At 43.0% G+C, this 24,413-nt stretch carries 26 protein-coding genes and 1 tRNA gene; 9 read left to right on the forward strand and 18 right to left on the reverse strand.

The window, feature by feature from the left end:
• Positions 1-43 precede the first annotated feature (43 nt).
• The 4 genes from IQ230_RS03175 to IQ230_RS03190 form a co-directional block, all read right to left on the reverse strand.
• Positions 44-673, reverse strand: coding sequence for an SAM-dependent methyltransferase (locus IQ230_RS03175; protein WP_193930635.1), 630 nt, complete (start codon positions 671-673; stop codon positions 44-46).
• The gene (locus IQ230_RS03180) at positions 673-2,010 is read right to left on the reverse strand and encodes an APC family permease (protein WP_193930636.1); all 1,338 of its coding nucleotides are present in this window, start codon (positions 2,008-2,010) and stop codon (positions 673-675) included. The genes IQ230_RS03175 and IQ230_RS03180 overlap by 1 nt, the downstream gene beginning before the upstream one ends.
• A gap of 167 nt (positions 2,011-2,177) precedes the next feature.
• Complete coding sequence (gene tgt / locus IQ230_RS03185) at positions 2,178-3,296, reverse strand: tRNA guanosine(34) transglycosylase Tgt (RefSeq protein WP_193930637.1); 1,119 nt, start codon at positions 3,294-3,296, stop codon at positions 2,178-2,180.
• A gap of 111 nt (positions 3,297-3,407) precedes the next feature.
• On the reverse strand, positions 3,408-3,860 hold the full coding sequence (locus tag IQ230_RS03190) for a hypothetical protein (RefSeq protein WP_193930638.1): 453 nt from the start codon (positions 3,858-3,860) through the stop codon (positions 3,408-3,410).
• Between the two features lie 375 nt (positions 3,861-4,235).
• Between IQ230_RS03190 and cobS the strand changes: the two genes are divergently transcribed.
• Positions 4,236-5,003 (forward strand): adenosylcobinamide-GDP ribazoletransferase, encoded by a 768-nt coding sequence (gene cobS / locus IQ230_RS03195; RefSeq protein WP_193930639.1) that lies wholly within the window; start codon positions 4,236-4,238, stop codon positions 5,001-5,003.
• A 114-nt stretch (positions 5,004-5,117) separates the two neighbouring features.
• Here cobS and IQ230_RS03200 read toward each other — a convergent pair whose 3' ends face one another.
• From IQ230_RS03200 to puuE, 4 genes are all read right to left on the reverse strand, one after another.
• A complete protein-coding gene (locus tag IQ230_RS03200; RefSeq protein ID WP_193930640.1) occupies positions 5,118-5,579 on the reverse strand; it encodes a pre-peptidase in 462 nt (153 codons plus the stop codon).
• A 141-nt stretch (positions 5,580-5,720) separates the two neighbouring features.
• Positions 5,721-6,419, reverse strand: a complete 699-nt coding sequence (locus tag IQ230_RS03205; RefSeq protein ID WP_193930641.1) for a ComF family protein — start codon at positions 6,417-6,419, stop codon at positions 5,721-5,723.
• 181 nt (positions 6,420-6,600) lie between these two features.
• Entirely contained in the window at positions 6,601-6,834 is a 234-nt protein-coding gene (locus IQ230_RS03210; RefSeq protein WP_193930642.1) for a hypothetical protein, read from the reverse strand.
• A gap of 121 nt (positions 6,835-6,955) precedes the next feature.
• Entirely contained in the window at positions 6,956-7,873 is a 918-nt protein-coding gene (puuE, locus tag IQ230_RS03215) for an allantoinase PuuE (protein WP_193930643.1), read from the reverse strand.
• 253 nt (positions 7,874-8,126) lie between these two features.
• On the opposite strand from puuE, the gene IQ230_RS03220 reads away from it, so the two are divergent.
• Positions 8,127-8,618, forward strand: a complete 492-nt coding sequence (locus IQ230_RS03220; protein ID WP_193930644.1) for a GNAT family N-acetyltransferase — start codon at positions 8,127-8,129, stop codon at positions 8,616-8,618.
• Here the strand turns inward: IQ230_RS03220 and IQ230_RS03225 are convergent.
• From IQ230_RS03225 to IQ230_RS03250, 6 genes are all read right to left on the reverse strand, one after another.
• Positions 8,578-9,516: a sensor histidine kinase gene (locus tag IQ230_RS03225; RefSeq protein WP_193930645.1), complete on the reverse strand. Its 939-nt coding sequence runs from the start codon at positions 9,514-9,516 to the stop codon at positions 8,578-8,580. The genes IQ230_RS03220 and IQ230_RS03225 overlap by 41 nt on opposite strands.
• A 16-nt stretch (positions 9,517-9,532) precedes the next feature.
• The gene (locus tag IQ230_RS03230; RefSeq protein WP_193930646.1) at positions 9,533-10,117 is read right to left on the reverse strand and encodes an L-threonylcarbamoyladenylate synthase; all 585 of its coding nucleotides are present in this window, start codon (positions 10,115-10,117) and stop codon (positions 9,533-9,535) included.
• Positions 10,118-10,289: 172 nt separating this feature from the next.
• On the reverse strand, positions 10,290-11,198 hold the full coding sequence (gene prmC, locus IQ230_RS03235) for a peptide chain release factor N(5)-glutamine methyltransferase (protein WP_193930647.1): 909 nt from the start codon (positions 11,196-11,198) through the stop codon (positions 10,290-10,292).
• Between the two features lie 3 nt (positions 11,199-11,201).
• On the reverse strand, positions 11,202-12,098 hold the full coding sequence (locus tag IQ230_RS03240) for a Tic22 family protein (protein ID WP_193930648.1): 897 nt from the start codon (positions 12,096-12,098) through the stop codon (positions 11,202-11,204).
• A gap of 225 nt (positions 12,099-12,323) precedes the next feature.
• Positions 12,324-12,397, reverse strand: a tRNA-Pro gene (locus tag IQ230_RS03245).
• A 69-nt stretch (positions 12,398-12,466) separates the two neighbouring features.
• The gene (locus IQ230_RS03250; RefSeq protein WP_193930649.1) at positions 12,467-13,021 is read right to left on the reverse strand and encodes a GNAT family N-acetyltransferase; all 555 of its coding nucleotides are present in this window, start codon (positions 13,019-13,021) and stop codon (positions 12,467-12,469) included.
• Between the two features lie 406 nt (positions 13,022-13,427).
• On the opposite strand from IQ230_RS03250, the gene IQ230_RS03255 reads away from it, so the two are divergent.
• Complete coding sequence (locus IQ230_RS03255; protein WP_193930650.1) at positions 13,428-14,330, forward strand: alpha/beta fold hydrolase; 903 nt, start codon at positions 13,428-13,430, stop codon at positions 14,328-14,330.
• 107 nt (positions 14,331-14,437) lie between these two features.
• Here IQ230_RS03255 and tsaD read toward each other — a convergent pair whose 3' ends face one another.
• Positions 14,438-15,487, reverse strand: a complete 1,050-nt coding sequence (tsaD, locus tag IQ230_RS03260; protein ID WP_193930651.1) for a tRNA (adenosine(37)-N6)-threonylcarbamoyltransferase complex transferase subunit TsaD — start codon at positions 15,485-15,487, stop codon at positions 14,438-14,440.
• 213 nt (positions 15,488-15,700) lie between these two features.
• On the opposite strand from tsaD, the gene IQ230_RS03265 reads away from it, so the two are divergent.
• The 3 genes from IQ230_RS03265 to IQ230_RS03275 all read left to right on the forward strand — a co-directional run bounded on the left by IQ230_RS03265 (position 15,701) and on the right by IQ230_RS03275 (position 17,227).
• Positions 15,701-16,195, forward strand: coding sequence for a Photosystem I reaction center subunit III (locus IQ230_RS03265; RefSeq protein WP_193930652.1), 495 nt, complete (start codon positions 15,701-15,703; stop codon positions 16,193-16,195).
• Between the two features lie 36 nt (positions 16,196-16,231).
• Entirely contained in the window at positions 16,232-16,381 is a 150-nt protein-coding gene (locus IQ230_RS03270) for a Photosystem I reaction center subunit IX (protein WP_099699849.1), read from the forward strand.
• 327 nt (positions 16,382-16,708) lie between these two features.
• Positions 16,709-17,227 carry a photosystem I reaction center subunit XI gene (locus IQ230_RS03275; RefSeq protein ID WP_193930653.1) on the forward strand — a complete coding sequence of 173 codons (519 nt, stop codon included), beginning with the start codon at positions 16,709-16,711 and terminating at the stop codon, positions 17,225-17,227.
• 116 nt (positions 17,228-17,343) lie between these two features.
• Here IQ230_RS03275 and gmk read toward each other — a convergent pair whose 3' ends face one another.
• Both gmk and remA read right to left on the reverse strand, forming a co-directional pair.
• A complete protein-coding gene (gmk, locus tag IQ230_RS03280; protein WP_193930654.1) occupies positions 17,344-17,958 on the reverse strand; it encodes a guanylate kinase in 615 nt (204 codons plus the stop codon).
• A gap of 85 nt (positions 17,959-18,043) precedes the next feature.
• Entirely contained in the window at positions 18,044-18,304 is a 261-nt protein-coding gene (remA, locus tag IQ230_RS03285) for an extracellular matrix/biofilm regulator RemA (RefSeq protein ID WP_104546776.1), read from the reverse strand.
• A gap of 204 nt (positions 18,305-18,508) precedes the next feature.
• Between remA and IQ230_RS03290 the strand changes: the two genes are divergently transcribed.
• Complete coding sequence (locus IQ230_RS03290; RefSeq protein WP_193930655.1) at positions 18,509-20,263, forward strand: Rqc2 family fibronectin-binding protein; 1,755 nt, start codon at positions 18,509-18,511, stop codon at positions 20,261-20,263.
• A gap of 376 nt (positions 20,264-20,639) precedes the next feature.
• Here IQ230_RS03290 and IQ230_RS03295 read toward each other — a convergent pair whose 3' ends face one another.
• The gene (locus tag IQ230_RS03295) at positions 20,640-22,310 is read right to left on the reverse strand and encodes an iron uptake porin (protein WP_193930656.1); all 1,671 of its coding nucleotides are present in this window, start codon (positions 22,308-22,310) and stop codon (positions 20,640-20,642) included.
• Between the two features lie 214 nt (positions 22,311-22,524).
• Here IQ230_RS03295 and IQ230_RS03300 point away from each other — a divergent pair, with 214 nt between their 5' ends.
• Together IQ230_RS03300 and IQ230_RS03305 are read left to right on the forward strand one after the other, a co-directional pair.
• The gene (locus IQ230_RS03300; RefSeq protein ID WP_193930657.1) at positions 22,525-23,517 is read left to right on the forward strand and encodes a metal ABC transporter substrate-binding protein; all 993 of its coding nucleotides are present in this window, start codon (positions 22,525-22,527) and stop codon (positions 23,515-23,517) included.
• A gap of 6 nt (positions 23,518-23,523) precedes the next feature.
• Positions 23,524-24,372, forward strand: coding sequence for a metal ABC transporter ATP-binding protein (locus IQ230_RS03305; protein ID WP_193930658.1), 849 nt, complete (start codon positions 23,524-23,526; stop codon positions 24,370-24,372).
• The last annotated feature ends 41 nt before the right edge of the window (positions 24,373-24,413 follow it).

Below are 24,413 nucleotides of genomic sequence, written 5' to 3' on the forward strand. Positions count from 1 at the left end.
ACTCTTTTCTAGCCACTAGGCACTAATCACTAACCACTAACCACTATGTACTTGAGTCAGTATCGCGTAAATTAGCTGGAATCTGTTCAGGAATTACCCAGTAGTAGATTGTAGAACCCTCTTGCGTTTGTACAACTTGATCGGGTTTCCAGTCACCCATATCGAAGTCGTGAGACACAACACGCGTACCTGGCTTGAGTTGTTTGAATAACTGAGGACGTAGCTTTACATTCAGTTCTGGTAATAGGTAAAGTGTTACCACCGTTGCTTCACTAAAGTCACTCTGGAATAAATCTTGTTGCAGAAACTGAACGCGATCTGTAACTCCAGCTTTTTGAGCGTTTTCGTTAGCTTCCCGAATCCGTTCGGGATTAATATCAATCCCTACACCACGAGTACCGTACTTCTGTGCTGCTGTTATTGGTATTCTGCCATCACCGCTACCTAAGTCATAAATGACATCGTCTTTCGTAACTTTGGCAAGCGTTAGCATTTCGTCTACCACTTCCTGTGGAGTTGGTACGTAAACAACGTCAGGTTGGCGTTCGGGACTTTGAGTAGGAGTTTCTACTTGAGGTGTTTGTGCATTTGTCAAGGTTGGTGAGTTGCATCCAGCAACTCCCATGAAAACGCTAATTGCCATTAGCACCCATGCTGTTCGTTGTAACTGCATTACTCTCTCCTTGAATTATGGTCACGCATTAATCGCGCGATAAATAATAACGGTACACCAGCTAGCAAAACTGCGACACCTACTAACGCCCCAACTCCGGTGTAAGCCAAGCTGGATTGCAGCATATAAGCACAGAACACACAAAACAATAGCGGAATTAATGGATACAGTGGAACGCGAAATGGACGGATAACATCGCGATCGCGCCTTCGTAAAACAAACAGCGACACGCCCGTCAGTAAGAAAAAGAACCAAAAGACAGGGGCGGTGTAGTCTACCATTGTTTCAAACCCATTACGGGTAATTGTGCCAAGTAGCACAAGTAATAATGCGATCGCTCCCTGTACAAGTAATGCTGCGGCTGGTGTACTTCCCTGCGTTCTCCATTGTCCTAAAAAGCGAAATAGCGAAAAATCTCGTCCTAAAGCATAGTTTGTCCTAGCCCCCGTAAAAATGGTTGCATTAGTAGAACACAAAGTTGTCACAACAACAAGCAAGCTAATAAACACTGCCCCAGGTTCACCCACCGCTTGACGCATCAACTGGGCAGCTAATGCTTCAGATTCTGCCATACCTGCCAAACCTAACCCCCGCAAGAAAGCTAGGTTAACTAACAAGTAAATTGTCGTAATAATGCCAATACTCCACAACAGCGATCGCACCATATTTTGTTGTACATTGCGTAATTCAGCAGAAATATACGCAGCTTCGTTCCAACCTCCGTAAGTTAACAACACAAACACCATTGCTAAACCAAAATTTCCTGGAGATGTTGTTGCAGGCGCTGTTGAGATTGCTGCGGGTGTAGCAAAGGCAAGTCCAAAGAAAATGAGTAAAATTAAGCCGAGGACTTGGGCTGCTGCTAACCAATTTTGCGTCCATTTCCCAAGTCGTACGCCAAGAATATTTAAACCAGTTAGTAAGGCGATCGCCACAGATGCATAAATTGAAGCAGAATAGGTTCCCAAACGCCATAATTGCGAGGCATAGTCACCGAACACAAATGCCAACAGTACAATCGAACCTGTCTGAATAACTGCTAACCGCGCCCAAGCAAATAGAAAAGCAAGACTACTACCAAAAGCACGTTGTAAGTAGTAATAGTTACCACCTGGATGAGGATACGTTGTTGCGAGTTCCGCGTAGCATAAAGCACCAATTATGGATACTCCACCGCCCAACAACCATGTCAGCAGCGCCATAGTGCTATTACTTGCATTACCAGCGACAAGAGAAGGTGTTTCAAAAATCCCTGCACCGATGACAACACCGACAATGAGCGCAACTGCATCCCATACTAACAGTGTCGGTTTCATCGTATTGACTGAACTACCCATAGTTGTTATGAAGTGATTAGCAGATTTGCTTTACAGTGTATTCCTCATATCCCTACCGCAAGCAAAGCGGTATTAAGTCATTTGTGTTTGTCCTGAGTTGATGAGAAATTTGATGACGCTAAACAGTAATCGGTCTATGGTAGTATATCTTGCCTGCAATAACAGCATTAATTTACTTCTTCTGTCAGCCAAAAAGCAAATTCAGTGGTGAAGCGATCGCTTAATATTGCTTGGCGCATTCTTTGGGTAAAGCGGACGAGTTCGGTGATGTTGTGAATACTCAAAAGTGTGTAAGCTAAAATTTCGTGCGATCGCACCAAATGACACAAATACGCTCGTGTAAAACTTTGACATGTGTAGCACGGACATGTTTCATCAAGGGGCGTAAAGTCTTCGCGAAACTGAGCATTTTTTAAGTTCCAACGATTCCCTTGTTGTACCAATGCCGCACCATGTCGCGCTAATCGTGTAGGAATCACGCAATCAAATACATCAACGCCTGCGGCTACAGCTTGCGCCATTTCGCGATATGTACCCACACCCATCAAATAGCGTGGTTTTTCGCGTGGGAGAAACGGCGCGGTTGCTTTGACTATCTGATGAATCAGTTCTGGTGGTTCTCCGACACTCACGCCACCAATTGCATACCCTGGTAAATTCAATTTAGCAAGTGCCTGAGCAGCCTGCGCGCGTAAATCCAAATGAATGCCACCTTGCACAATTCCAAATAATGCTTGATCTTGACGCTGATGTGTAGCGATACAGCGTTCTAACCATTGGTAAGTTCGATTTGTTGCGGCTTCAACTGCTGTACGGCTTGCAGGGTAGGGCGGACATTCATCAAACGCCATAATCACATCCGCACCCAGCGTATTTTGAATCTGAATTGATTTTTCTGGTGTAATATTAATGACTTGACCATCACGCGGCGAACGAAAAGTGACACCTTCATCAGTAACTTGCCGCAATTCACTTAAACTAAAAACTTGAAATCCACCTGAATCAGTGAGCATTGGTCCATGCCACTGCATAAACGAGTGTAAACCACCAGCTTTTGCCACAATAGCTTCGCCAGGTTGGAGGTGGAGGTGATAAGTGTTCGCCAACACCATTTGCGCTCCTGTTTCTCCAAGTTGCGCTGTGGTGATTGTTTTTACATTAGCTAGTGTTCCCACTGGCATAAACCGTGGAGTTTCGACAATACCATGCGGTGTCAGAAAAAGCCCAGCCCGTGCTTTTGTTTGGCTGCACTCAGCCAAAACTTGAAACGAAAATTTCTCACTCAAAATATCAACTACTTTTTTTGATTTGTAGCGTTTTATCCCTAACCCCTCGCTCTGGACTGCGTCCCGCTGGGCTTCGCCTCGCTTCGCTAAAGCTAACGCTCCTCACCCCTTCTAAAATGGACAAGCACCATCATCGTCACTTTCTGCATCCCATCTTGCCGAAAAGACTTGATCCATCATAACTTCAAGAGCTGTTTCATTAAAATTCCGTGAAGCTCGTTCTTGCATAGGAGTAGACAACGGAATCAAGCGCAAGCATCGGCTATCTTGGATTAAATCAAAATAAGTTTCTTGCTGTGGTGACTGTTGCAATTCTACATAATCAAAACTATAAACGTTTAGATATAGGGCTTGATTGGCTACAATTGTAGACTGACTGGGGTTAGCAATCACCTCTACCACATCTCCTTCACCTTCGCTTTGTATTTTACCTTCCTGAATATGCAAATAGCGGACGCGACCTAAATCAGCCAGCAGTCTCCGCATATCTATCTTGTTGACGACTATACCAGTGTGAATAATGCACGGTGCTGGCAACCCAGAGTCGGAGCTATGGTGATTCATAATCAAACAGCCTTTTAGCAATTACAGAGAATACAAACGAAAGGGGAAGTGCTTCCCTGAACAAGTAGTGTACTAGTTAAATAACTTTCTGCTGACGCTATACATTGAGATACTTATGAATTCTATATAGATTAGGCGTAGATTGTGTCCTTGGTTGAAATATTTTAAGAACAAACTACCTCTAAAAATGTAAGTTGGCAGATAAATAAGGTAGAAGCTCAGTTAGAGAGGCATAGAAAAGGTAAGATGACAGAAAGAACAGACAATTAATGCTCTGTCCCTGTCAATCTTATCTCAAGTTTTGTGCAGCGATCCTGCTGCTGATGTCTGATTTTTTATTTATTTTTCTGCAATTTGTTTTGATGGATAGCTGCGGTGGATAAACAATGGTGGAATCAACTACGGTTTGATTTAGCAGCTGCCTTCGTTTTTTATACTTGTCTTCCTATACCTTTTGCGACGACGCTAGAGTTCTGTCGTGTATCTCGATATGTAGCGCTAGTAGGGCTAGTTATTGGGGGAGTTTTAGGACTCTTGGATACAGGATTGAACCTTGTCGGCATACCTATGCTCACACGTAGTGTATTAGTTATCATCAGCTGGATTGCTCTGACTGGTGGACTCCACTTAGATGGGGCAATGGATACTGCTGATGGGCTAGCTGTACAAGATCCGCAAAAAAGGTTACAGGTGATGGCAGATAGTGCTACCGGAGCATTTGGGGCTATGGCAGCGATCGCCTTATTATTTCTAAAAATTGCGGCGTTGAGTGAGATCAGTTCTGATCGTTGGTTCGCATTGATGGCTGCGTGTGGTTGGGGACGCTGGGGACAGCAAATTGCGATCGCCCGCTATTCTTACTTAAAACCAACAGGTAAAGGTGCTTTTCATAAAGCTGCTTTGCACCCACGCGACATTTTACTGGCATTGTCGTTGTTACTGGGGTTGAGTAGCTTTAGAATCTTGCTTCACAATGAGGTCATGAGTAGTGTATTGATAGCACTCAGTGGAAGTGCGATCGCTTTTCTGACAGGTGCTTGGTTCAATCACAAACTCGGTGGTCATACCGGAGATACCTACGGTGCAGTCGTAGAATGGACAGAAGCATTATTACTGTGTGTACTAACAGTACTACAACACTAAAAAGCATTATGAGTTATAAATGTTGAATGTTGAGTTGAAGACAGTTCTTTTATTTCAAAACGTGCTAACGCACCGCTACGCTAACAAAACTCATAATTCAAAACTCAAAACTCATCAAATCGGTCGTAATCGCGTCACTCGCAGTGTAAATGCTCCCCCACCAGTTTCACCAAATGAACGGACACGAACAATGTAATTTCCAGTTTGTGTAATCCGAGTAAAGAGTAAAGAATTTGTCGTACCATCAGGACCATCGTCATTTTCTGCAAGCGTAGCGCCTTCAGGTGACATTAAGGCAACAATGGTATCAAATTGATCTGAAACTAAATCAATCGCGATATTATCACCTTGGTTGAATCTTACTAAGTAATCGCGGGCAAATCCGCCATCTCCTGTAGGAATATCTCGTTCTGAGAGCGTATCAGAAACTTGATTACTAGAAGGCAAAGGAATAGGATTGTATAACGAAGTTGTTTGTTGAGCGATCGCTGAGGGAACAAAACTTGTTCCCACTGCTAGCAACGTCAAGGGAAGCACTATCCGGCTCAACCTTGTTGCACAAGCTTTTATTATCATTTAGCGCAGTATTCCGGCAAAACGGCTTAGGTGGGTTTATTGTAAGTAGCGTTTTCATACATTGCCCATGCTTTCATTAATTTGCTGCATGGCACAAACGTAGAGAATAAAGGTTAATCAGGAGAAATGACATATTAAACTTTACATTACTTTGTTCTCACTTTTATCATTGAGAATATTTCTACTAGGAGTGGCGATTGCAACGACACCATACACAGATATTCCTTGTTTTTGTAAAGTTTGAACCGCTGAACGTACTGTTGCTCCAGTAGTATAAATATCATCTAGCAATAGAACTCGATATTTTGGACGTTGGCGCTGAAATTCTGTTCCTAGTGAAAATGCTGTTGCTAAATTTTGTTCTCTTTCTGATGCAGATAAGCTAAATTGTGCCTCTGTTGCTTTGATTCGTTTTAAACCCTGCGATCGCAAAGCGAATCCAGTAAAATCGCAAAAACTCTCTGCTAGTAGTTCAGCTTGGTTGTAGCCCCGCTTTTTCAACTTGTCGGCGTGTAATGGTACAGGAACAACAACTAATTTTTTGTCAAGTTGCGAAGTGAGCCATGCTTGTGCTAACCATTGACCCAGTGGCTTGGCAATTTGATGCTGATTGTTGTACTTCAAAGCAGCGATCGCACTTTTGAGTGTACCTCTATAGTCTCCCCAAGCAAAAACTGGTAATTCTTGCTGGAAATAGTGATGATTAGTAAGTTTGCAGCGTTGCAGCTGTCTATGACAGTCTTGACAAAATTCTTGTGGAGTAGGACGCTGGCAAAGTGGGCAGTGAGATTGCAGAAATAACTTGAGTAAGCCTTGCAAATTCAGCGTCCGATTTGGCATCTGTGCCTACTAGTATTTCAAAATGAGTCGTTCCCAGTTTTAGCAAAATACCAGCTATGTAGTGTAGCTCAGATCACATACCTGATTCGTGTTAGTGGCATCAAGATGCAGCAAAGGTGCAGAAGAAAACAGATAACTGCGTTAGCGTAACGGGGTGTAGCCCATTACGAATCAAATTCATCTAAGTTGTGTAATGAGATTCTAACCAATCGCGTTCTTCTTCGGATGGTAGATAAGTGTAAAGACGTGCCTTGTGTGCATACTGATCTTTATAAGCAGGCTCGCTACGCTGTAGATAAAATTCCGACTTGTAAATCATCCAAGATCCGATCCTTTGACATAGGGCTTGCAGCAATTGCCACAACTCTGCTGCACTGCTCGTTTTATTTTTGGGTGAATACTGTTTGCTGCTCATACTATACTATTTTTTCTGTAGTGAAATATACTTTTGAATATATTTCTATGATAATTCAAGTTGCATAGACAACAATTTACCCATTTGAGCGATTCTGATTGACTTTCAATTGGTGCGTGAGTTATTTATCATCACTGGGTTTGTGATATTGATGCCAATGTTGAGCAATATCAATGCGGCGACAGAGCCAGACGCGATCGCGTTGCTGCACGTAATCTAGAAAACGAGCTAGGGCAGCTGCACGTCCAGGTCGTCCTGCTAAGCGGCAATGTAATCCTACATTCATCATTTTGGGTGCAGTTTCGCCTTCGGCATACAAAACATCAAAGGCATCGCGGAGATAGGCAAAAAACTGATCGCCTGAGTTAAAACCTTGAGTTGTGGCGAAGCGCATATCATTATTATCCAAGGTGTATGGAATGACAAGATGAGGTTTACCGTAGTCTTGTATCCAGTAAGGCAAGTCATCTGCATAGCTGTCTGAGTCGTAGAGAAAGCCACCTTCTTCTACCACCAATCGGCGTGTATGAGCACTCGTGCGACCAGTGTACCAACCTAGAGGACGACTGCCTGTCACTTGTGTATGAATAGCGATCGCTTTGTGTAGATGTTCGCGTTCTTCTGCTTCACCAAAATACTTATAATCAATCCAACGCCAGCCATGACTGGCAATTTCCCAATCAGCTTCGCGCATTGCTGCAACTGCTTCTGGGTTGCGCTCTAGTGCCATTGCAATTCCATAGACAGTAACCGGAATTCTGCGTTCAGTAAAAATTCGATGCAGTCGCCAGAAGCCAGCCCGACTGCCATACTCATAGACTGACTCCATATTCATGTGTCGCAACCCCATTAAAGGAACTGCGCCAACAATTTCTGATAGGAATGTTTCTGATGCTTGATCGCCGTGTAAGATGCAAGTTTCTCCCCCTTCTTCGTAGTTAATCACAAACTGTACGGCAACCCGTGCTTGGTTTTGCCATTGGGGATGTGGTGGCTTGCGCCCGTAACCAATCATGTCGCGAGGATAATCTGCTGGCATTCTCGTTGTGTTGTGTTTTGTGTCGTTGCAATTTTCGATATTTCAACTTAGCCGGTTCCGTTCTAGGTTGGGCAATGAGTATTCTTAATTTAATTACGAATTACCAATTAATATCAGTACGTTTAATTAGTAACAGTTTTAAAATTTACTTTATGGCAAATTTACTGTGGATTACTGGCTATACACAGTAACAACTTTGTTTTGCAAAGTATAAACCAAGCGTTACGATATACGAAGCTCGAATCAGGACACTATGGACTACAGCCACATTCAATTTTGCGATAGTTCTATTTCGATAGATGGTCATTGCCAATCGCCGCTTAATCTCCACCAACTACACAATTTATTTCAGGTGGCAGCTTTTTGGGCGCAAGATCGCAGTCTTGAAGATTTGAGTATTGCCATTAGTAATAGTAAACCAGTGATTAGTGTCTGGGATGGCGAAAAACTGATTGGTTTTGCTAGAGCAACTTCAGATGGTGTTTATCGTGCAACAATTTGGGATGTTGTGATTCACCCTGACTATCGAGGTGCTGGGCTAGGGCGTAAGTTAGTAGAAAGTGTTTTAACTCATCCACACATGAATCGAGTAGAACGCGTTTACTTGATGACAACTCACCAGCAGAGCTTTTACGAACGAATTGGTTTTGAGTGTAATTCTAGTACTACGATGGTGCTGTACAACCAACCAAAGTTAGGTTTCCCTACTCAGGAAATTCAGCTTCAGGAATTACCAGGGGGATAGAAATTTGAATCCGCGTTAGTGGCTCAATATCTGTTGCAGGGGAAACGGGTAAAAAGCTGAGACTAGCTTGCATAAGTTCCAATACTGTCTGATTCAGCAGTAGCTTGAATCCAGGAGAAAGAGTTTCTTCTCGCGGTAAGCTTATTCGCTGATCGAGGTGCATTGCATCTAATGATTCAGACCAAGTGTCGATTGGTAATGGCACATCGAAGGAAATGTAAGCTATTTCAGCATTTGGGATGAGTTGAGATGATATGACAATGCTGCCTGCTTCCATTATTTGGATACAAGTTTCCACTAAGTTTAACAGCACAAAGCGCAACCACTGTGGATCTGCCAAAATATAAGTTTCAGGATCAAGGGATGATATTTGAAGTTTAATATTACGATTGGCTGCTAAAGTCTGTGTAAGATGCTCAATTTCCTTAAGTGCAGCAGTTAACTGCAAAGGCTGAATTTCTAAAGTGTCTTTGTTATTCGCAATGCGGGCAACATCAAGAATTTCGTCAAGTAACTCGACGAGTTTAAATGCCATCTGCTGGGCTTGAGCAACAAACTCGCGCTCTTCAGCAGGGTTATCGCATAAATCAGACAAAATCAGCTGATGTAATCCAATTAAACTATTTAATGGCGATCGCAGTTCGTGAGCAGTACGTACTAAAAAGCCAGCTTTGAACTGACTAAGTTCTTGAGCAAGCTGATATGCTAACTGAGTTTGCCGTAGTTGTTTTAATACTGATTCAGTAGCCGTCTGAGTCGGCACTGTTGATGAAAGCTGCTGATGCTTTTTGACTAACTTCTCTTCATTAACCGATTTTTTGACACGTTGCGTAACTTTGTGACTTCCCAGCCCTAACCCTAGCCCTGTTGCTAGATATACCCAATTAATCCAGCTCATTCTTTTTTATACAAGCTTAAACTTTTAACTCTACCGCTCCTTGCCGCAAAATCTCCCAACTTCTACCTGTCCATTTTGCCACAGTAGAAGGAGCACCGATATTACTATTTTCTGCAATGTCTGATTGTGAGAGCGTCATGACATCAGGAAACTGCGCAGCAATTTCTGCCATTGTTTGCAACGGCGGTTGACCTGATAAGTTAGCACTTGTTGTCGCTAAAGGACCTGTTTGTGCCAAAATGCTTTGCGCGATCGCGTTGGCGGGCACTCGTAATCCAATCGTACTAGGGTCAGTGGGATTAACCTGTTTAGGTACGCGTGTTGATGCAGGCAGCACAAGCGTTAATGCTCCAGGCCAGTATAATTCAGCGATTTGCTGCCATTGCGTTTTTCCGTCGCTTTCAGTAACGAAACCCCAAAGATCGCTTGCCTGGGCACCCATGAGAATTAATGGTTTATCTTGACTGCGTTGCTTGAATGTAAAAATTAAATCTGCTTTTTCTGGCAATGCGGCGAGGGCAGGTACTGTATCCGTAGGAAAGCTAACTACGTAACCAGAACGTGCCCCAGCAATCAATTCAGCAATAGAGACTTGAGTCATAACTTTTCACCGCTTCGCTTCATTACTGAATGATGAGTGTTGAGTTTAAGAGATATAAGTGTTGAGTTATGAGTTTAAGAGGGTTGAGACAATTCTTTTAATGAATGCCTCCGGCACCTTTGTTCGCTTTCCAAAACTCAAAACTAAAAATTCAAAACTAATTATTAGTCACTCACTCCTCACCCCTGCGGTAGGCTAGAGCAAATCGTTCAATACCTGCAAGATCGGGATAAATTGCAATATCGCAGTAGCTGCCGTGACTTTGCAAAAGTGCAGCAACAACCTCAGCTTGTCCTGCCATCATCTCAATTAGCCAGATACCACCAGGTTGTAGGTAGTCAGCAGATGTTGCTACCAAATGGCGAATGCAGTCTAAGCCGTCATTACCACCATTTAGAGCTAACCAGGGTTCGTGAAGTGCGACTTCGGGTTGTAGCTGTGGTACAAGCTGGCTAGGAATATAGGGTGGATTTGACACCACACCACTCAGTTGACCTTTAAAATTTAAAGGCTCCCACCAAGAACCTTGATAGAAATGAATTTGATGGGCAAGACCAAGCGCCTGGGCATTCTGGCGTGCTACTGCTAACGCCGCTGCGCTGCAATCAACCGCATGAATCGTCGCTAGTGGTAGTGCTTGAGCAAGTCCGAGTGCGATCGCGCCACTACCAGTTCCCAAGTCCGCCCAGTGTCCTGCTTCGAGTTGGCAATGATGATTTTGTACTGCAGCAACAGCTAAATCAATGATGTACTCGGTTTCAGGACGGGGAATTAATACAGCAGGGGAAACCGCCAGCTTAAAATGTCGCCACGGTGTCACTCCTGTAATGTATTGCACTGGTAAGTGTTCATTGACGCGGCGTTGCCATAAATTCTCTAGCTCTTCTAGTGATAATTGAAGTGGAATCTGTGGCAGGTTTTTGAACGATTCTAAGCGTAAGGAGAGACGATCTAATCCGGCGACTTCTTGCAGTAACCAATCTACTTCTGTGACAGGAACATTAGCAGCGAGCGCTGCTTTTTGAGCAGCACTACGCCATTGCCAAAGCGCTAAACCAGATGTTAGCAACTGTTGACTCATAGATTAACGGCGCTGGGGCGCTGCTTGTTGCGGTGCTGGGCGCTGGGGTTGAGCTTGATTTTGACCACCTGCAGCAGGTTGTTGAAGCGATCGCACGTACTGAATCGACTCTTGGGGTGGAACGAGGACAATTTGCTGTACGCCCTCGTCGTTGCGAGTTTTTAGAATTTCTAACATTCCTTCTAAATTGAGGACTTGGATATCAACCGTAGAGGCTAACTCAGGTTGCTGCTTTTTAAAACGGTCGAGCATTCCTTGTAATTCTTCTTTGTTGAAGTAGAAAGGAATAACTTCAACTTCTGCTTGCTGGTTATTTGCTTGGGGGCGGTTAATCTTCATCGTCAAGTAGCCTTTTTCTTTTCCGGCTCGCGCGACGAATAGCGGAGTTCCTACACAATCTTCTAACTGTCTTTTGTTTTGTTCGCATGCTTTACGTAACTCTGAGTTACTACCACCTTGTCGCAAAAGAGTTAAAGCCGCATCAAATTGCTGTTTTGCGGGTATGTAAGCAATATCTAGCGAATTTGGTTGATTTTGGTTGGCTTGTTCGAGTTTATATACCTCTCCTAGTGGCACAGGGACAACTCGTACTGTATTCCCTAGCTGTGGGTTTGTTTTCTTAAGATTGTTCACAAACGCTTGGGCATCTTTTTGGCTAATAAAAACGCCAGCGACTGGGCTTTGAGCTTGTTGATTCTGATTTTGTGCGTTCTGAGGAGGAGTTGCTACGAGGGGAGCACCTTGGCTGTCAGTGATAGTGAAGACAGGGACAGAACCTAATTTTTGCAAAATTTGCTCTTGCGGCAAAGCTAGCGCCCGTAGATTACCTGTAAGGGTAGAACCCATGATGGCGCTTCCTAGGATTCCTAAAGCTGCGCCCCAACGAAAAATTGATTTCATAACTGCTCCTGGCATTAATCGCCCAATAGATTATGACAAAGTGTCTGGTTTGTAAACGCGCTGCAGTAATTTTTGTTATGTTAGCGCTTTGCCACTCGCTTTGCTTGAGCGAGTAATTGATAACAACCAAGCCAGACGTTGCCGACGATCAGATCGTTCCGCCTGACAAAACTGTAAGCAGTTTTTCTAGAAAGCCTAATGAAATTCTATTGATATTGTTATGTATCGGGATGACAGGATTTGAACCTGCGACATCCTGCTCCCAAAGCAGGCGCGCTACCAAGCTGCGCTACATCCCGTAATTTGATTTGTGCCCTAGCTAGTATAGCATAGCGGAGCTAGTTTTTACGATTTAATTTTCAATACGCTTAGCTGGGGTACCAAAACATGCCTTTGATACCTTCAGGATCAGACATAAATCCTAAGCTACGATAAAAATCCACAACGTGAGGATCGGCAAATAATGTAATGTTGCTGATGTCTTCACTTCTAAGTTTTTTGATCGTGTATTTCATCAGGGCTTTGCCCAAGCCTTTACCTTGAAAGGATGGGTGAACAACAACGTCCCAAATTGTTGCATTAAAGGCATGATCTGAAGTTGCGCGAGCAAAACCAATCAGTCTTCGTTGAGTACCGCGAACTTCCCACATTGAGGCAACCAAGAAACTGTGCTGCATGGCTTTTTTTACCTTGCGCAACGGACGACGCGACCAACCAACCGCATCACAGAGTTCCTCAAGTTCGTACAAGTCAATTTCACGTTCGCTACTAAAAATAATGCGATCGCCTTCGCCAGATTTTTCTGGGCGTTCGCTACTTGGAGAAGCAACACTTGCAGTTGCAATGGCGTACTCCTCATCTGCGGTCGTTTTGGTACCAGCGGTTAACTCAGAACCGCTAAACCAGCTTTTCCAAAAACCCATGCCAGCGTGGTTCGGCTAAATAAGTATGATTAAAGTTGCACCAACTAGTCTGACACTTTTCTGCTTTTTGTGTTAGATAACACTTTCTGTGCCATACATCTTAAACGAATTCATTTAGTGCTAATGCTCATAAATGTTAAATGTGTTTAAGAGCTTTGAACAGAATTAAGCCAGGTACTGTGTGAGAAACTAGCTATTCCCAAATGTAGCATTTTTCCCTACAAAGCTGAATCGTATTTGAGAGGAATCGTACTGTTTTTCCTTTGAGTTACTACATCTAGGACAGAAAGACAGGTTGATAAACTCATCTTCAATTCTTTGAGAGATTCATGAAGCTATGTAGAAATTACAACTCTTTTATAGAAAACTTCAGTTTAGTAAGGGGCGTTCAGGATAGGATATAAACATGGCAACCATTGAAATCCTAGGAGTTCCACACGCTTACGAGCTAACGACTCCAATCGCAGGTTCTTCACACGCTTTGGTCTTTATCCACGGTTGGCTATTAAGCCGTGGATACTGGCAGCCTATCATAGAGCAATTATCCTCAGACTTTCAGTGTCTTGCTTACGATCTGCGTGGTTTTGGTGAGTCTCAACTAAGTCATGTTAGCCGTGTGCCGCCTCAAGAAAATATCTCAAGTTTAGTTCCCTGTTCTTGCTACACGGCTGCTGCATATGCCCAAGACTTGGTTGTTCTCCTCGAAAAACTCAACATTACAAGTGCTTGGCTAGTTGGTCATTCATTGGGTGGTAGTATCGCCCTGTGGGCAGCCCAGCAGATACCAGACCGTGTTAAGGGAGTCATTTGTGTGAACGCTGGTGGTGGTATTTATCTCAAAGAAGCTTTTGATCAGTTTCGGAGCTGGGGTTCGCGACTCATCAAATATCGCCCGCGTTGGTTATGCTATTTACCTTTGCTGGATTTATTATTTACCCGTGCCAATGTTGCTCAAGCGATCGCACCCGCTTGGGGACGTCAACGATTGATTGATTTTGTTATTGCTCATCCTGAGGCTGCCTTAGGAACTTTATTAGACTCCACAACTGAAGCAGAAATTAATCTTTTGCCAAAAGTTGTATCCCAATTACAGCAACCCGTATATTTCATTACGGGAGACAAAGATCAAATCATGGAACCCAAGTATGTCCGCCATTTAGCTAGTTTTCATCCTCTCTTTCAAGCCTGTGGCAATAATGTGATGGAAATTCCCCACTGCGGACATTTGGCAATGATAGAACATCCGCAAACCGTTGCTCATCAGATTCGCTTGTTGTTAGAGCAGCACAAATCAAGCAGGGAAACCTAAGAGAGTGTTGAGTTATGAGTTAAGAAAACTCTTTTAATCATGCCTACGCCACCTTTTTTCGCTTTCCAAAACTAGTCACTAGCCACTCTTTCACTAGCCACTCACTCCTAGTCTTTCTTTTGGTACAACTGCATCACATTAGTGAGAGGTAATCGTGATTGGACACCTAGAGTAAGAGGAGATATGTGAGCGCGATCGAGGTGTTCAGCTGCAGCACAACCAATCATAGCAGCATTGTCAGTGCAAAATTTGAGTGGGGGAAATAATACGCGCACGTTGTGCGTACTAGCAGCAGTCGTTAAATGATGTCTCAAACCACTATTAGCGGCTACGCCACCACCAACGGCGATTGTGGTTAAGCCATAGTCTCGCGCACAGGCGATCGCTCGTTTAGTTAGCGATCGCGCAACACTCTTTTGAAAACTTGCGGCAATATCTGCTACAGGTAATGGTTGTACTTCTTTTTCGAGTTGCTGTACTAACCGTAGAACTGCTGTTTTTAACCCGCTAAAACTAGAATCATAAGGATGATACCCACCCCCTGGCTGTGAAACATTGCCTTCAGGTAGCCCAAAGGTTTTAGCGTTACCTTCTTGGGCTAGTTTATCAATTACAGGACCGCCAGGATAACCAAGTTTTAATAACCGCGCTACTTTATCAAATGCTTCTCCTGCAGCGTCGTCGCGGGTTTCACCTAAAGTTTCGTACACCCCACAATCTTTGACGTAGATTAAGCTTGTATGACCGCCTGAAACTAGCAGACTTAAAAATGGTGGTTCTAAACTTGGTTCACTGAGATAATTTGCGTAAATGTGACCCTCCAGGTGATGCACGCCGATAAATGGCTTTTGTTGTACAATAGCCAGGGTTTTTGCTGCCGTGACTCCTACTAATAAAGCTCCGACAAGACCTGGAGCGCAAGTTGCTGCGATTCCATCAATTTCTTGCCAAGTAAGATTTGCTTGAGTCAAAGCAAGTGCGATCGCCTGATTAATAATTTCTAAATGTTGGCGCGAAGCGACTTCCGGAACAACCCCACCATATTGTTGGTGAATAGGAATTTGTGAGTTAACAATACTACTACAAACTTGACGATTTTTAACAATTGCTACTGCAGTTTCGTCACAGCTCGTTTCTATTGATAAAACAGTTGACATAATGAGAAAACAGGCATATTACCTGCGTGTAAACAACTAACAGTTACCAGCAAAATTTATTCAACTATATTAAGTAGCTTAAACTTTACCCACGGCAAACTTTACTAGGGTCACACGCAAGAGTATGATTGCTTCCATGTGAGCGCTTACCTGTTTGTTCAAGCTGCTTATGTACAACAAAATTTAGGTTTTGTAATAAAGGGAAACAATTCCATGCGACGATTGTTTGCTCTAGTTCTTGTCATTGGTTTATGGTTTAATTTTGCCCCGCAGGCATTAGCCGTTGGTGCAGGACTAGTGCCTTGTAGTGAGTCTCCAGAATTTATCCAAAGAGCAGCTTCTGCTCGAAATACGACTGCCGATCCTAATTCGGGGCAAAAGAGATTTGAGCGTTATGCTCAAGAATTATGTGGTCCTGAGGGCTTACCTCACTTGATTGTAGATGGTCGTCTTAATCATGCTGGTGACTTCCTGATTCCTAGCATTCTCTTTCTCTATATTGCCGGTTGGATTGGCTGGGTAGGACGTGCCTATCTCCAAGCAATTAAAAAGCGCGATTCTACAGAAATGCGAGAAGTCATTATTGACGTGCCTACAGCACTGCCACTAATGCTATCAGGGTTTACTTGGCCACTTGCAGCTGTTAAAGAATTACTTGCAGGGGAATTAGTTGCCAAGGATGACGAAATTCCAGTTTCTCCACGCTAGTTCGATTTCAATTAATTTGTTTTTGGAGACTGATTCATGCAAAAGAAAGGCGACAATCAAAACTATTTACTCCGCTATCTTTCTTTAAGCCCAGTATTACTTTTTGCTTTATTGAGTTTTACTGCAGTTCTGTTGATTGTCTTTAATTATCTATATCCTGACCTTCTTTTCCATCCGCTGCCATAAATAAGAGCAGCTAATAACATAGTGTTTGTCTCTTTAAAACTTTTTTGATGTTGATGAGACAAACACTGCTTTTTTAACTTTGAAACTTTATCTATTGCCAATAGATTTTGAGTTTCTTTTTTAAAGAGTTTACCTTTCATTGCACACGGCGCTATATTTCCATCTTAAAAATGGTATAGCGCTTGCTAATTTGAAGTGTGTAATTGTACTTTTTTTGACTAATCATTAGCTTAATTAATTTTTTTAAATTTAAGACTAAAGTATGAAAGATTGGGTCATTGATTACCATAAAATAATGCCACTACCTGATTGAGAACTGACATAAATATGGCGCAAGCAATAGATGCATCTAAAAATCGTCCCAGCGATCCGCGAAATCAAGAAGTTGTCTATCCTTCAAGACGAGATCCTCAAATTGGTAATCTGGAAACACCAATCAATAGCTCTTCTTTAGTCAAGTGGTTTATCAATAACTTGCCAGCTTATCGCCCTGGCATCACTCCCTTGAGAAGAGGGTTAGAAGTTGGTATGGCACATGGTTATTGGCTGCTAGGTCCTTTTGCTAAGTTAGGTCCATTACGCGATACTGATGTAGCAAATATTGCTGGATTGCTAGCGACTTTAGGTATGGTTGTTATTTCCACTCTAGCAGTCTCGTTGTACGCAACCAGTAACCCACCAAAACCAGTTGCTACAGTAACTGTCCCAAATCCTCCTGACACCTTTGACACGACAGAAGGCTGGAATACTTTTGCAAGTGGCTTCTTAATCGGTGGCGTCGGTGGGGCTGTAGTTGCCTACTTCATCCTAGCTAACATTGAATTAATTCAAAACATATTCAAGTAATACCGCGTCATGCGGATATTATTTGTCAAAAGCAGTGAAGGCGCAAAGGAGTTAAGTAGTCTTTGTGCCTTTTTGTTGAATATAAAATTGGGTTACTGTTTAACTTGCGATCGCAATCAAGCAATACCACAAAAGCTAAATACTGTAGACGCGATCGCATCCAAAGCCGTGTCAAAGTCGTCATTAATAATTTGAATATCAAATTCATGTGCGGCACTAATTTCGTCTTTAGCGCGTTGGAGACGACGGGCGATCGCCTCTGATGAATCTTGATCGCGACCGCGTAAGCGCTGTTCTAGTTCTGCCAAAGAGGGAGGCATAATAAAAATCCGCTTGGCATCAGGATAAGTCTGGCAAATTTGTCGCGCGCCTTCGAGTTCAATTTCTAATAAAACACACTTACCTTTAGAGATTTGTTCGAGAACTGCATCGCGGGGCGTACCGTAATAGTTACCTGCAAACTCTGCCCATTCGAGTAATTTATCTTGTTTAATCATTTGTTGAAACTCGCTGCGGCTGACAAAATAGTATTGTTTGCCGTGAATTTCGCCAGGACGAGGAGTGCGGGTAGTCACAGAAATGGAAAAATATAATTCAGGATGACGCTGTAGCAGCGCGCGTACTAGCGTGCCTTTACCAACTCCGCTAGGACCAGTTAAGACAATTAGTTTGCCTTCGGGGAGGCAATTTAGTGGTGTAGCTGAACCTTGAATTGATAAAACTGGCGTCATCCAAATTACATTAAGTACAAACTAGGAAAATCAACCATAGCGGTCTTATTCCCATCCTACCGCTGATTTTTGGCAATTGAGTAGACTATTCCGAACTATGCTCGCGATTCACTACAAAACGATTTGCTACCGTTTCCGGTTGAATTGCTGAGAGAATCACATGACTAGAATCGGTAATAATAACAGCCCGAGTGCGACGACCATAGGTGGCGTCAATCAACTGGTTGCGATCCTTAGCATCGCTAATGATACGCTTAATAGGAGCAGACTCTGGACTGACTATGGCAACTACTCGGTTGGCAGATACGATATTACCAAAACCGATGTTGATTAGCTGAATGTCCATGACAAACTAACGCCAAGCGCCGTGTAAGAAGCAATTAAAGACCTAATTTCATGGTATCCACAAAAATTTTGACTTACAAGGCAAAATCCACCGAAAAACCAGCTTTTTAGGTTATATGTTCTAAGTTCTTAAACTTTTCTACCTTTAGGAATCACTCAAAAGATAGAGTAAAAGTTACAAGTTATTGATATTTGTTGAGTTATTTTGCAATCAGTTGACTTTACAACCTTAACCGCTACTTATAGAGAAATCTGTGCGACTTGGCTACCGGCGCGGGTCGAACAAGTATATCAACGCGATCGCTTTTGGATCGCGATCGGATTACGTACGCTCAAACAACGAGGCTGGCTAGATATTTCATGGCATCCCCAAGCTGCGCGAATTTGTATTGGCGATCCACCACCACGCAAGCCTGATACTTTTGCTTTTAGCCAGCAAATTTTACATCAACTCAGTGGTTTAGCTTTAATCAGCATCGAGGCGATCGCCCCTTGGGAACGCGTACTTGATTTGCAATTTGCCCGTCGTCCTGGCGAAAATCCTTTATTTCACCTTTACGTGGAGGTGATGGGCAAACATAGTAATGTTATTCTCACCGCTGCCAATCAAGAGATTATCACTGCGGCGCAGCAAGTTAGCTTGCAACAGTCCCGCATCCGTCCAGTACAAACTGGACAACCTTACGAATCTCCACCTAGCCTTACTAACGATGCTCCTAATTTGCAAGAATCACAACAACGTTGGCAAGAAAAAGTCAGTTTAGTACCTGGTGCATTAAAACGCTGCTTACTTAAAAGCTATCGTGGCTTAAGTCCGGCTTTAGTTGAATCAATGGTACGCACGGCAAATCTCGATCCTGAACAATCAACCGAGACATTAACAGCTTTTGATTGGGAACAACTATTTCAACGCTGGCAAGAATGGCTACAAGCTTTAGAAAAATCACACTTTCAACCAGGTTGGACAGCTAAAGGATACACCGTACTCGGCTGGGAGATGATTCAGCCAGTCAAAAATCTTCAAGAGTTACTCAACCAATACTACACTGCAGCTCTTAATCAGCAAGAATTTCTACAGTTACGCCAGCAGCTAACTCAGAAATTGAAAAATCTGTTGGAGAAGTTGCAAACGAAAGCCAATAACTTTAGCGATCGCCTGCAGCAATCAGATCAGGCTAATGAGTATAAACAACAAGCTGATTTATTGATGGCACATCTCCAAGCTTGGGAACCAGGAATGAAAAAAATTATCCTAGCAGACTTCGAGACAGGTGAACCCGTCGCAATTGCTTTAGAACCTGAAAAAAATGCTGTGCAAAATGCCCAAAATCTCTACAAGCACAGTGGTAAGCTGAAGCGGGCGCGTGGTGCGGTAGAACCACTACTCGCAGATGTTAATGCAGAAATTGCCTATTTGCAGCAAGTGGAAGCTGCGATCGCCCAAACTGACCAATACCACACCGATGCCGATCTGGAAGCCCTCAAAGAAATTCGCGAAGAACTAATTCAACAACGATATCTAGAAGATTCTGAATATACGCGTCGTAGTGACACGAATACTGCTAGCACTAACTTTCACCGCTACCGCACCCCTGGTGGTTTTGAATTATTCATTGGTCGTAATAATCGCCAAAATGACTATTTAACCTTTCGCTTTGCTGGAGATTATGATTTGTGGTTTCACGCACAAGAAATTCCTGGAAGTCACGTTTTACTACGTCTCGATCCTGGAGCAGTACCAGAAGCTGCTGATTTACAGTTTACGGCTGATTTTGCAGCTTATTACAGTCGTTCTCGCCAAAGTGACCAAGTTCCAGTTGTTTGCACTGAACCGAAATACGTTTACAAGCCTAAAGGTGCAAAACCAGGAATTGCCATCTATAAAAATGAACGCATTCTATGGGGACAGCCTCAACGTGTAGAAGTTTATCTTAATGAGGGGCAAGTGATTAGTGACTAGTGGTTAGTTATGAGTTTTGAGTTTTGAGTAGATAGAAAAAAGTATTCTCCTCTGCTTCCTCTGCACCTTTGCGTTATTGTCGTTGATCCCCAATTGTTGATCTTTGCTCCCTGTCTTAATCAAGGCTTTATCAATTGTTTAGTTATTCAAATGTAGCATCTATCGTTTGAGAGAGTTATGTCAAGAGACTGTAAATTTTAATAAAAAAGTCTGTGTTTCCTGTTACAATGTCGAAATAGAAGAGGAACAAATAAAAGATTTTAACCCGCTATTGCGTTGGGAATGCGTAGTTCGGGTTTCCTCGAATTGAGAAACAACGCAAATAAATTTTCAGACCAGCTTACCACAGCTGGTCGTTTTGTATTCTGGGAGAATTTTAGAAGGAGAAGGTTGTTCTGATTGCCCCAATTACGATATCTTGATTGGCATTATTAAAATCAGGTGCTGTAATCCAAATAACTCCAGGAGTAATCGCAAAATTGTCTGTGAGTTGTAGCTGATAAAACGCTTCAACGTGTAACGACATGTCTTCATCTTCGCCCAAATCAGGAAGTACCACATTAGGGTTAGCGGCGACGAGTTCTGCTGCTGCGGCTGGATTAAGGGTAACGCCAGTGCTAGTTAATCGAGGTTCCATACCGACAACAATGCCAAGTAAATTTCCTTCGCGACCAAGATCAGGAAAAGCAAGTGTTACTGCGTAATTGAAGATATCGCTATCACCACGTTCGAGTAGTCCGCCTAGGGTCGACAGTAAACGGGTATTGGTGTAACCAGCCCAGCCACCGAGAACAAAGTTATTACTAATTTGCCATGAAAGCTGTACGCCGTAGGAGTTGCTAGCGGTAGGAACTTCAACTGGATCTAAGTTCAAATTCTCGAAGAAAGCGTCATCAAAGCGTGCAAATGAAGCACGACTACTTCCAGCACCAGTATCGCTAGCTTTATAAGAGTTGATGTAAGTTAAACCAATATTAAAGCGATCGCTTGGTCTTAAAACTAATTGTGCAATGCCTGCATAAGGGCCATTAGATAAACCACCACCATCGAGTGGGCTACTCGCATCAGTTGCTAGATATCCTAAACTAAGTTCTAGGCTATTGCCGAGTTGCTGACGAATTCCTAAGCCTGCACCATCACCAAGGTTATAAATAGGGTTACGAGTACCAAACGCAGACAGCGCCCCAGAACCACCATCCCCATCTAATACATTCAAAGTATCGGTATAGTCATAGAAAGCGCTACCAGTAAAACCTAAAACAACTTCTGTCCTTTCTCCTACGGGGAAGCTGTATAAAAGTGATTCAAGTCCAATATCATTAGCTTCATCTTGGGTAAAAGAGAGTTCTCCTTCAGTAATTCCAGTGACGCTAGAAAATCCTGGAAAATTTCCTGTTGAAATGAGTGTATAAAGTTGATCGTTTCCTGTGAAACTTGTATTAAATTCAAGACGTGTTCTGTGACCCAAGATTGTTGAGTCATCTAGATCATTACCGTCGGTGTCTTGTCCAGAAATAATTCCTGCTGCACCCACGACAACTTCACCAGTGAGTTGTGTTGTCGTCGAAAATTGATTAGCTTCTAATTCAGCAACAGTTGCCTCTAATGCATCAGTACGACCGCGCAGCGTTGCGACTTCTGCGGCAAATTCTTCTTGTAGCCTTTGTAGCGTCGCTAAGTCTTCCCGCGTCACCTGGTTTGCTGATGCAGTAGCAATTAACTCATTGACCCGATCGAGACAAGCATTTAAACCTGCGGCAAATTCGTATCTTGTTAATGCACGATTACCGCGATAAGTACCATCAGGATAACCTGCGATACAGCCATAACGCTCTACCAAAGATTGTAGTGCCTGAAATGCCCAGTCTGTCGGTTGAACGTCAGATAATTGTGAAACGGATGTCACCTGCGAAAGCGCATTTGAGTCGAATTGAGTTGATTCTTGTGCCAGTACTGGATGACTGACAGATGCGATCGCTGCGGTACTAATCGCTAGCATCAAACTGGAAGCAGAATTAACCTGTAAACGCTGCGATTTTTGCTGCATTTTTTCTTCTCACACTAAATTAAAATACAAGTTTCCTCGATCTGACATTACCTGACAATGATCTTGGTCAAATGATAATAAACTGACCGCAAATTCAAAATAAAGTACAATTCAATTCTTGTTAGAATGAGAACTATTCTTATTATTATGATAATAATACTCATATTTATGAGTACAAGCGAGTACTGCTAGCAGAAGGAAAGAGGAGAGGATTGTGAGTCGCCAGAAGATACAACAACGTCGTCACAAGCACAATATTTTGTCACTGGTTACACTTTTATTGCTTGCAACGGCTTCAGGTTGTAATCAAGCCCCACAAGAAACTCAAACACAGCAAACTCAAGAAGCATCAGCACCACAATCAGAACAAATTCGAGTTGTTACGACATTTCTCCCGATGTATTGGTTTACGAGGGCAGTTGTAGGAGACAGGGCACAGGTAGAGATTTTGGTACCACCAGGAAGCGAAGTCCACGACTATCAAGCAACACCCGCAGATGTACAAGCGATCGCCACAGCGGATGTGTTAGTTAAAAATGGCTTGGGAATGGAAGATTTTCTAGACAGTACAATTCAAAACGCTGAAAATCCAAACTTGCAACAAATCGATGCTTCCAGTGGAATTGAAACTGTAGGAGAAATTTCTCCAGTTGAATCTGCTGGAGATCATGGTCATAGTCACAGTCACGGTGACTCGGATGGGGGGAACCCTCATGTCTGGTTAGATCCAGTCTTAGCTAAACAACAAGTCGAAAATATTCGCGATGGTTTAGTTGCTGCTGATCCAGCAAATAGAGATGCTTATCAAGCTAATGCAGCTGCTTATATTCAACAGTTAGAACAAACCCACAATCAATTTCAACAAAGCCTCCAAAAATATCCTAACTGTACTTTTATTACTTTTCATGATGCTTATCCTTACTTAGCTAACCGCTATCAACTCCAACAAGTTGCAGTTGTTGAAATTCCTGAAGATCAACCTTCACCAGGAGATGTTCAAAGAGCAGTCAATGCAGTTAAGAAGTATGATGCACAAGCAATATTTTCTGAACCTGGAGTAGATAATAGCTTGATCCAAAGTTTGTCTCAAGATTTAAATTTAACAGTGTATTCTATTGATCCTTTAGAAGCAGGATCAACTGATCCTCAGCATTACTTCACCGCAATGAGTGAGAACCTACAAACTATTGAATCGGCGTGTCAGTAAACTGTGATGACATCGCATATTAGTAACTCACATCCGATTGTAAAAGTAGAAAACTTGACTATTTACCAACATAGCTATTGTGCTGTGCGTGATGTTTCCTTTGCATTATTACCAGGCACAAATACTGCGATTGTTGGTCCCAACGGGGCAGGAAAAAGTACATTAGTACAAGCTGTTCTTAATTTAATTCCATACTCAGTTGGGAAAGTAGAAATTTTTGATCGCCCCATCGAACGCCTAGGACACTTGCGCAACCAGTTAGGATATGTACCCCAAAACTTTGTATTTGACCGGAGTTTTCCCTTATCGGTGAGTGAATTAGTCGGCTTAGGTTGGATTAGAGAGGGGCGAGGGGCGTTAGCGTTAGCGAAGCGAGGCGAAGCCCAGCGGGACGAAGTCCGGGGCGAGGGGCGAGGCTCGTTTTGGCGGTCATGGAATCATGGACAACAAGAAAAAAAAGCAGCGATCGCTCAAGCTTTGCGTCGTGTCGGAGTTTATCATTTACGCAATCAAGCAATAGGTACGCTTAGCGGTGGAGAGATGAAGCGAGTGTTACTCGCTTATTGCTTAGTACTACCTCGAAAACTGCTGGTTTTAGATGAAGCCTTTGCGGGTGTCGATGCACAAGGTACAGCGGATTTTTATAATTTACTGCATGAACTTCAGCAAGAAGAAGGCTGGACAGTATTGCAAGTTTCCCATGATATTGATATGGTAAGTCGGCACTGCGATCGCGTCATTTGTCTTAATCAAACTCTCGTTTGCACCGGAACTCCAGAAGTAGCTTTGTCTGCGCAAAACTTACTTGCAACATATGGTCCGAGTTTTAGTCGTTATCAACACAATCACTCATAGAATGGTAACTGGGAAGTAGTAATTGGTCATTGTCGCAATTA

Origin of the sequence: Gloeocapsopsis crepidinum LEGE 06123, assembly GCF_015207655.1 — a bacterium.
In the GTDB taxonomy this organism is placed as follows: Bacteria; Cyanobacteriota; Cyanobacteriia; order Cyanobacteriales; family Chroococcidiopsidaceae; genus Gloeocapsopsis; species Gloeocapsopsis crepidinum.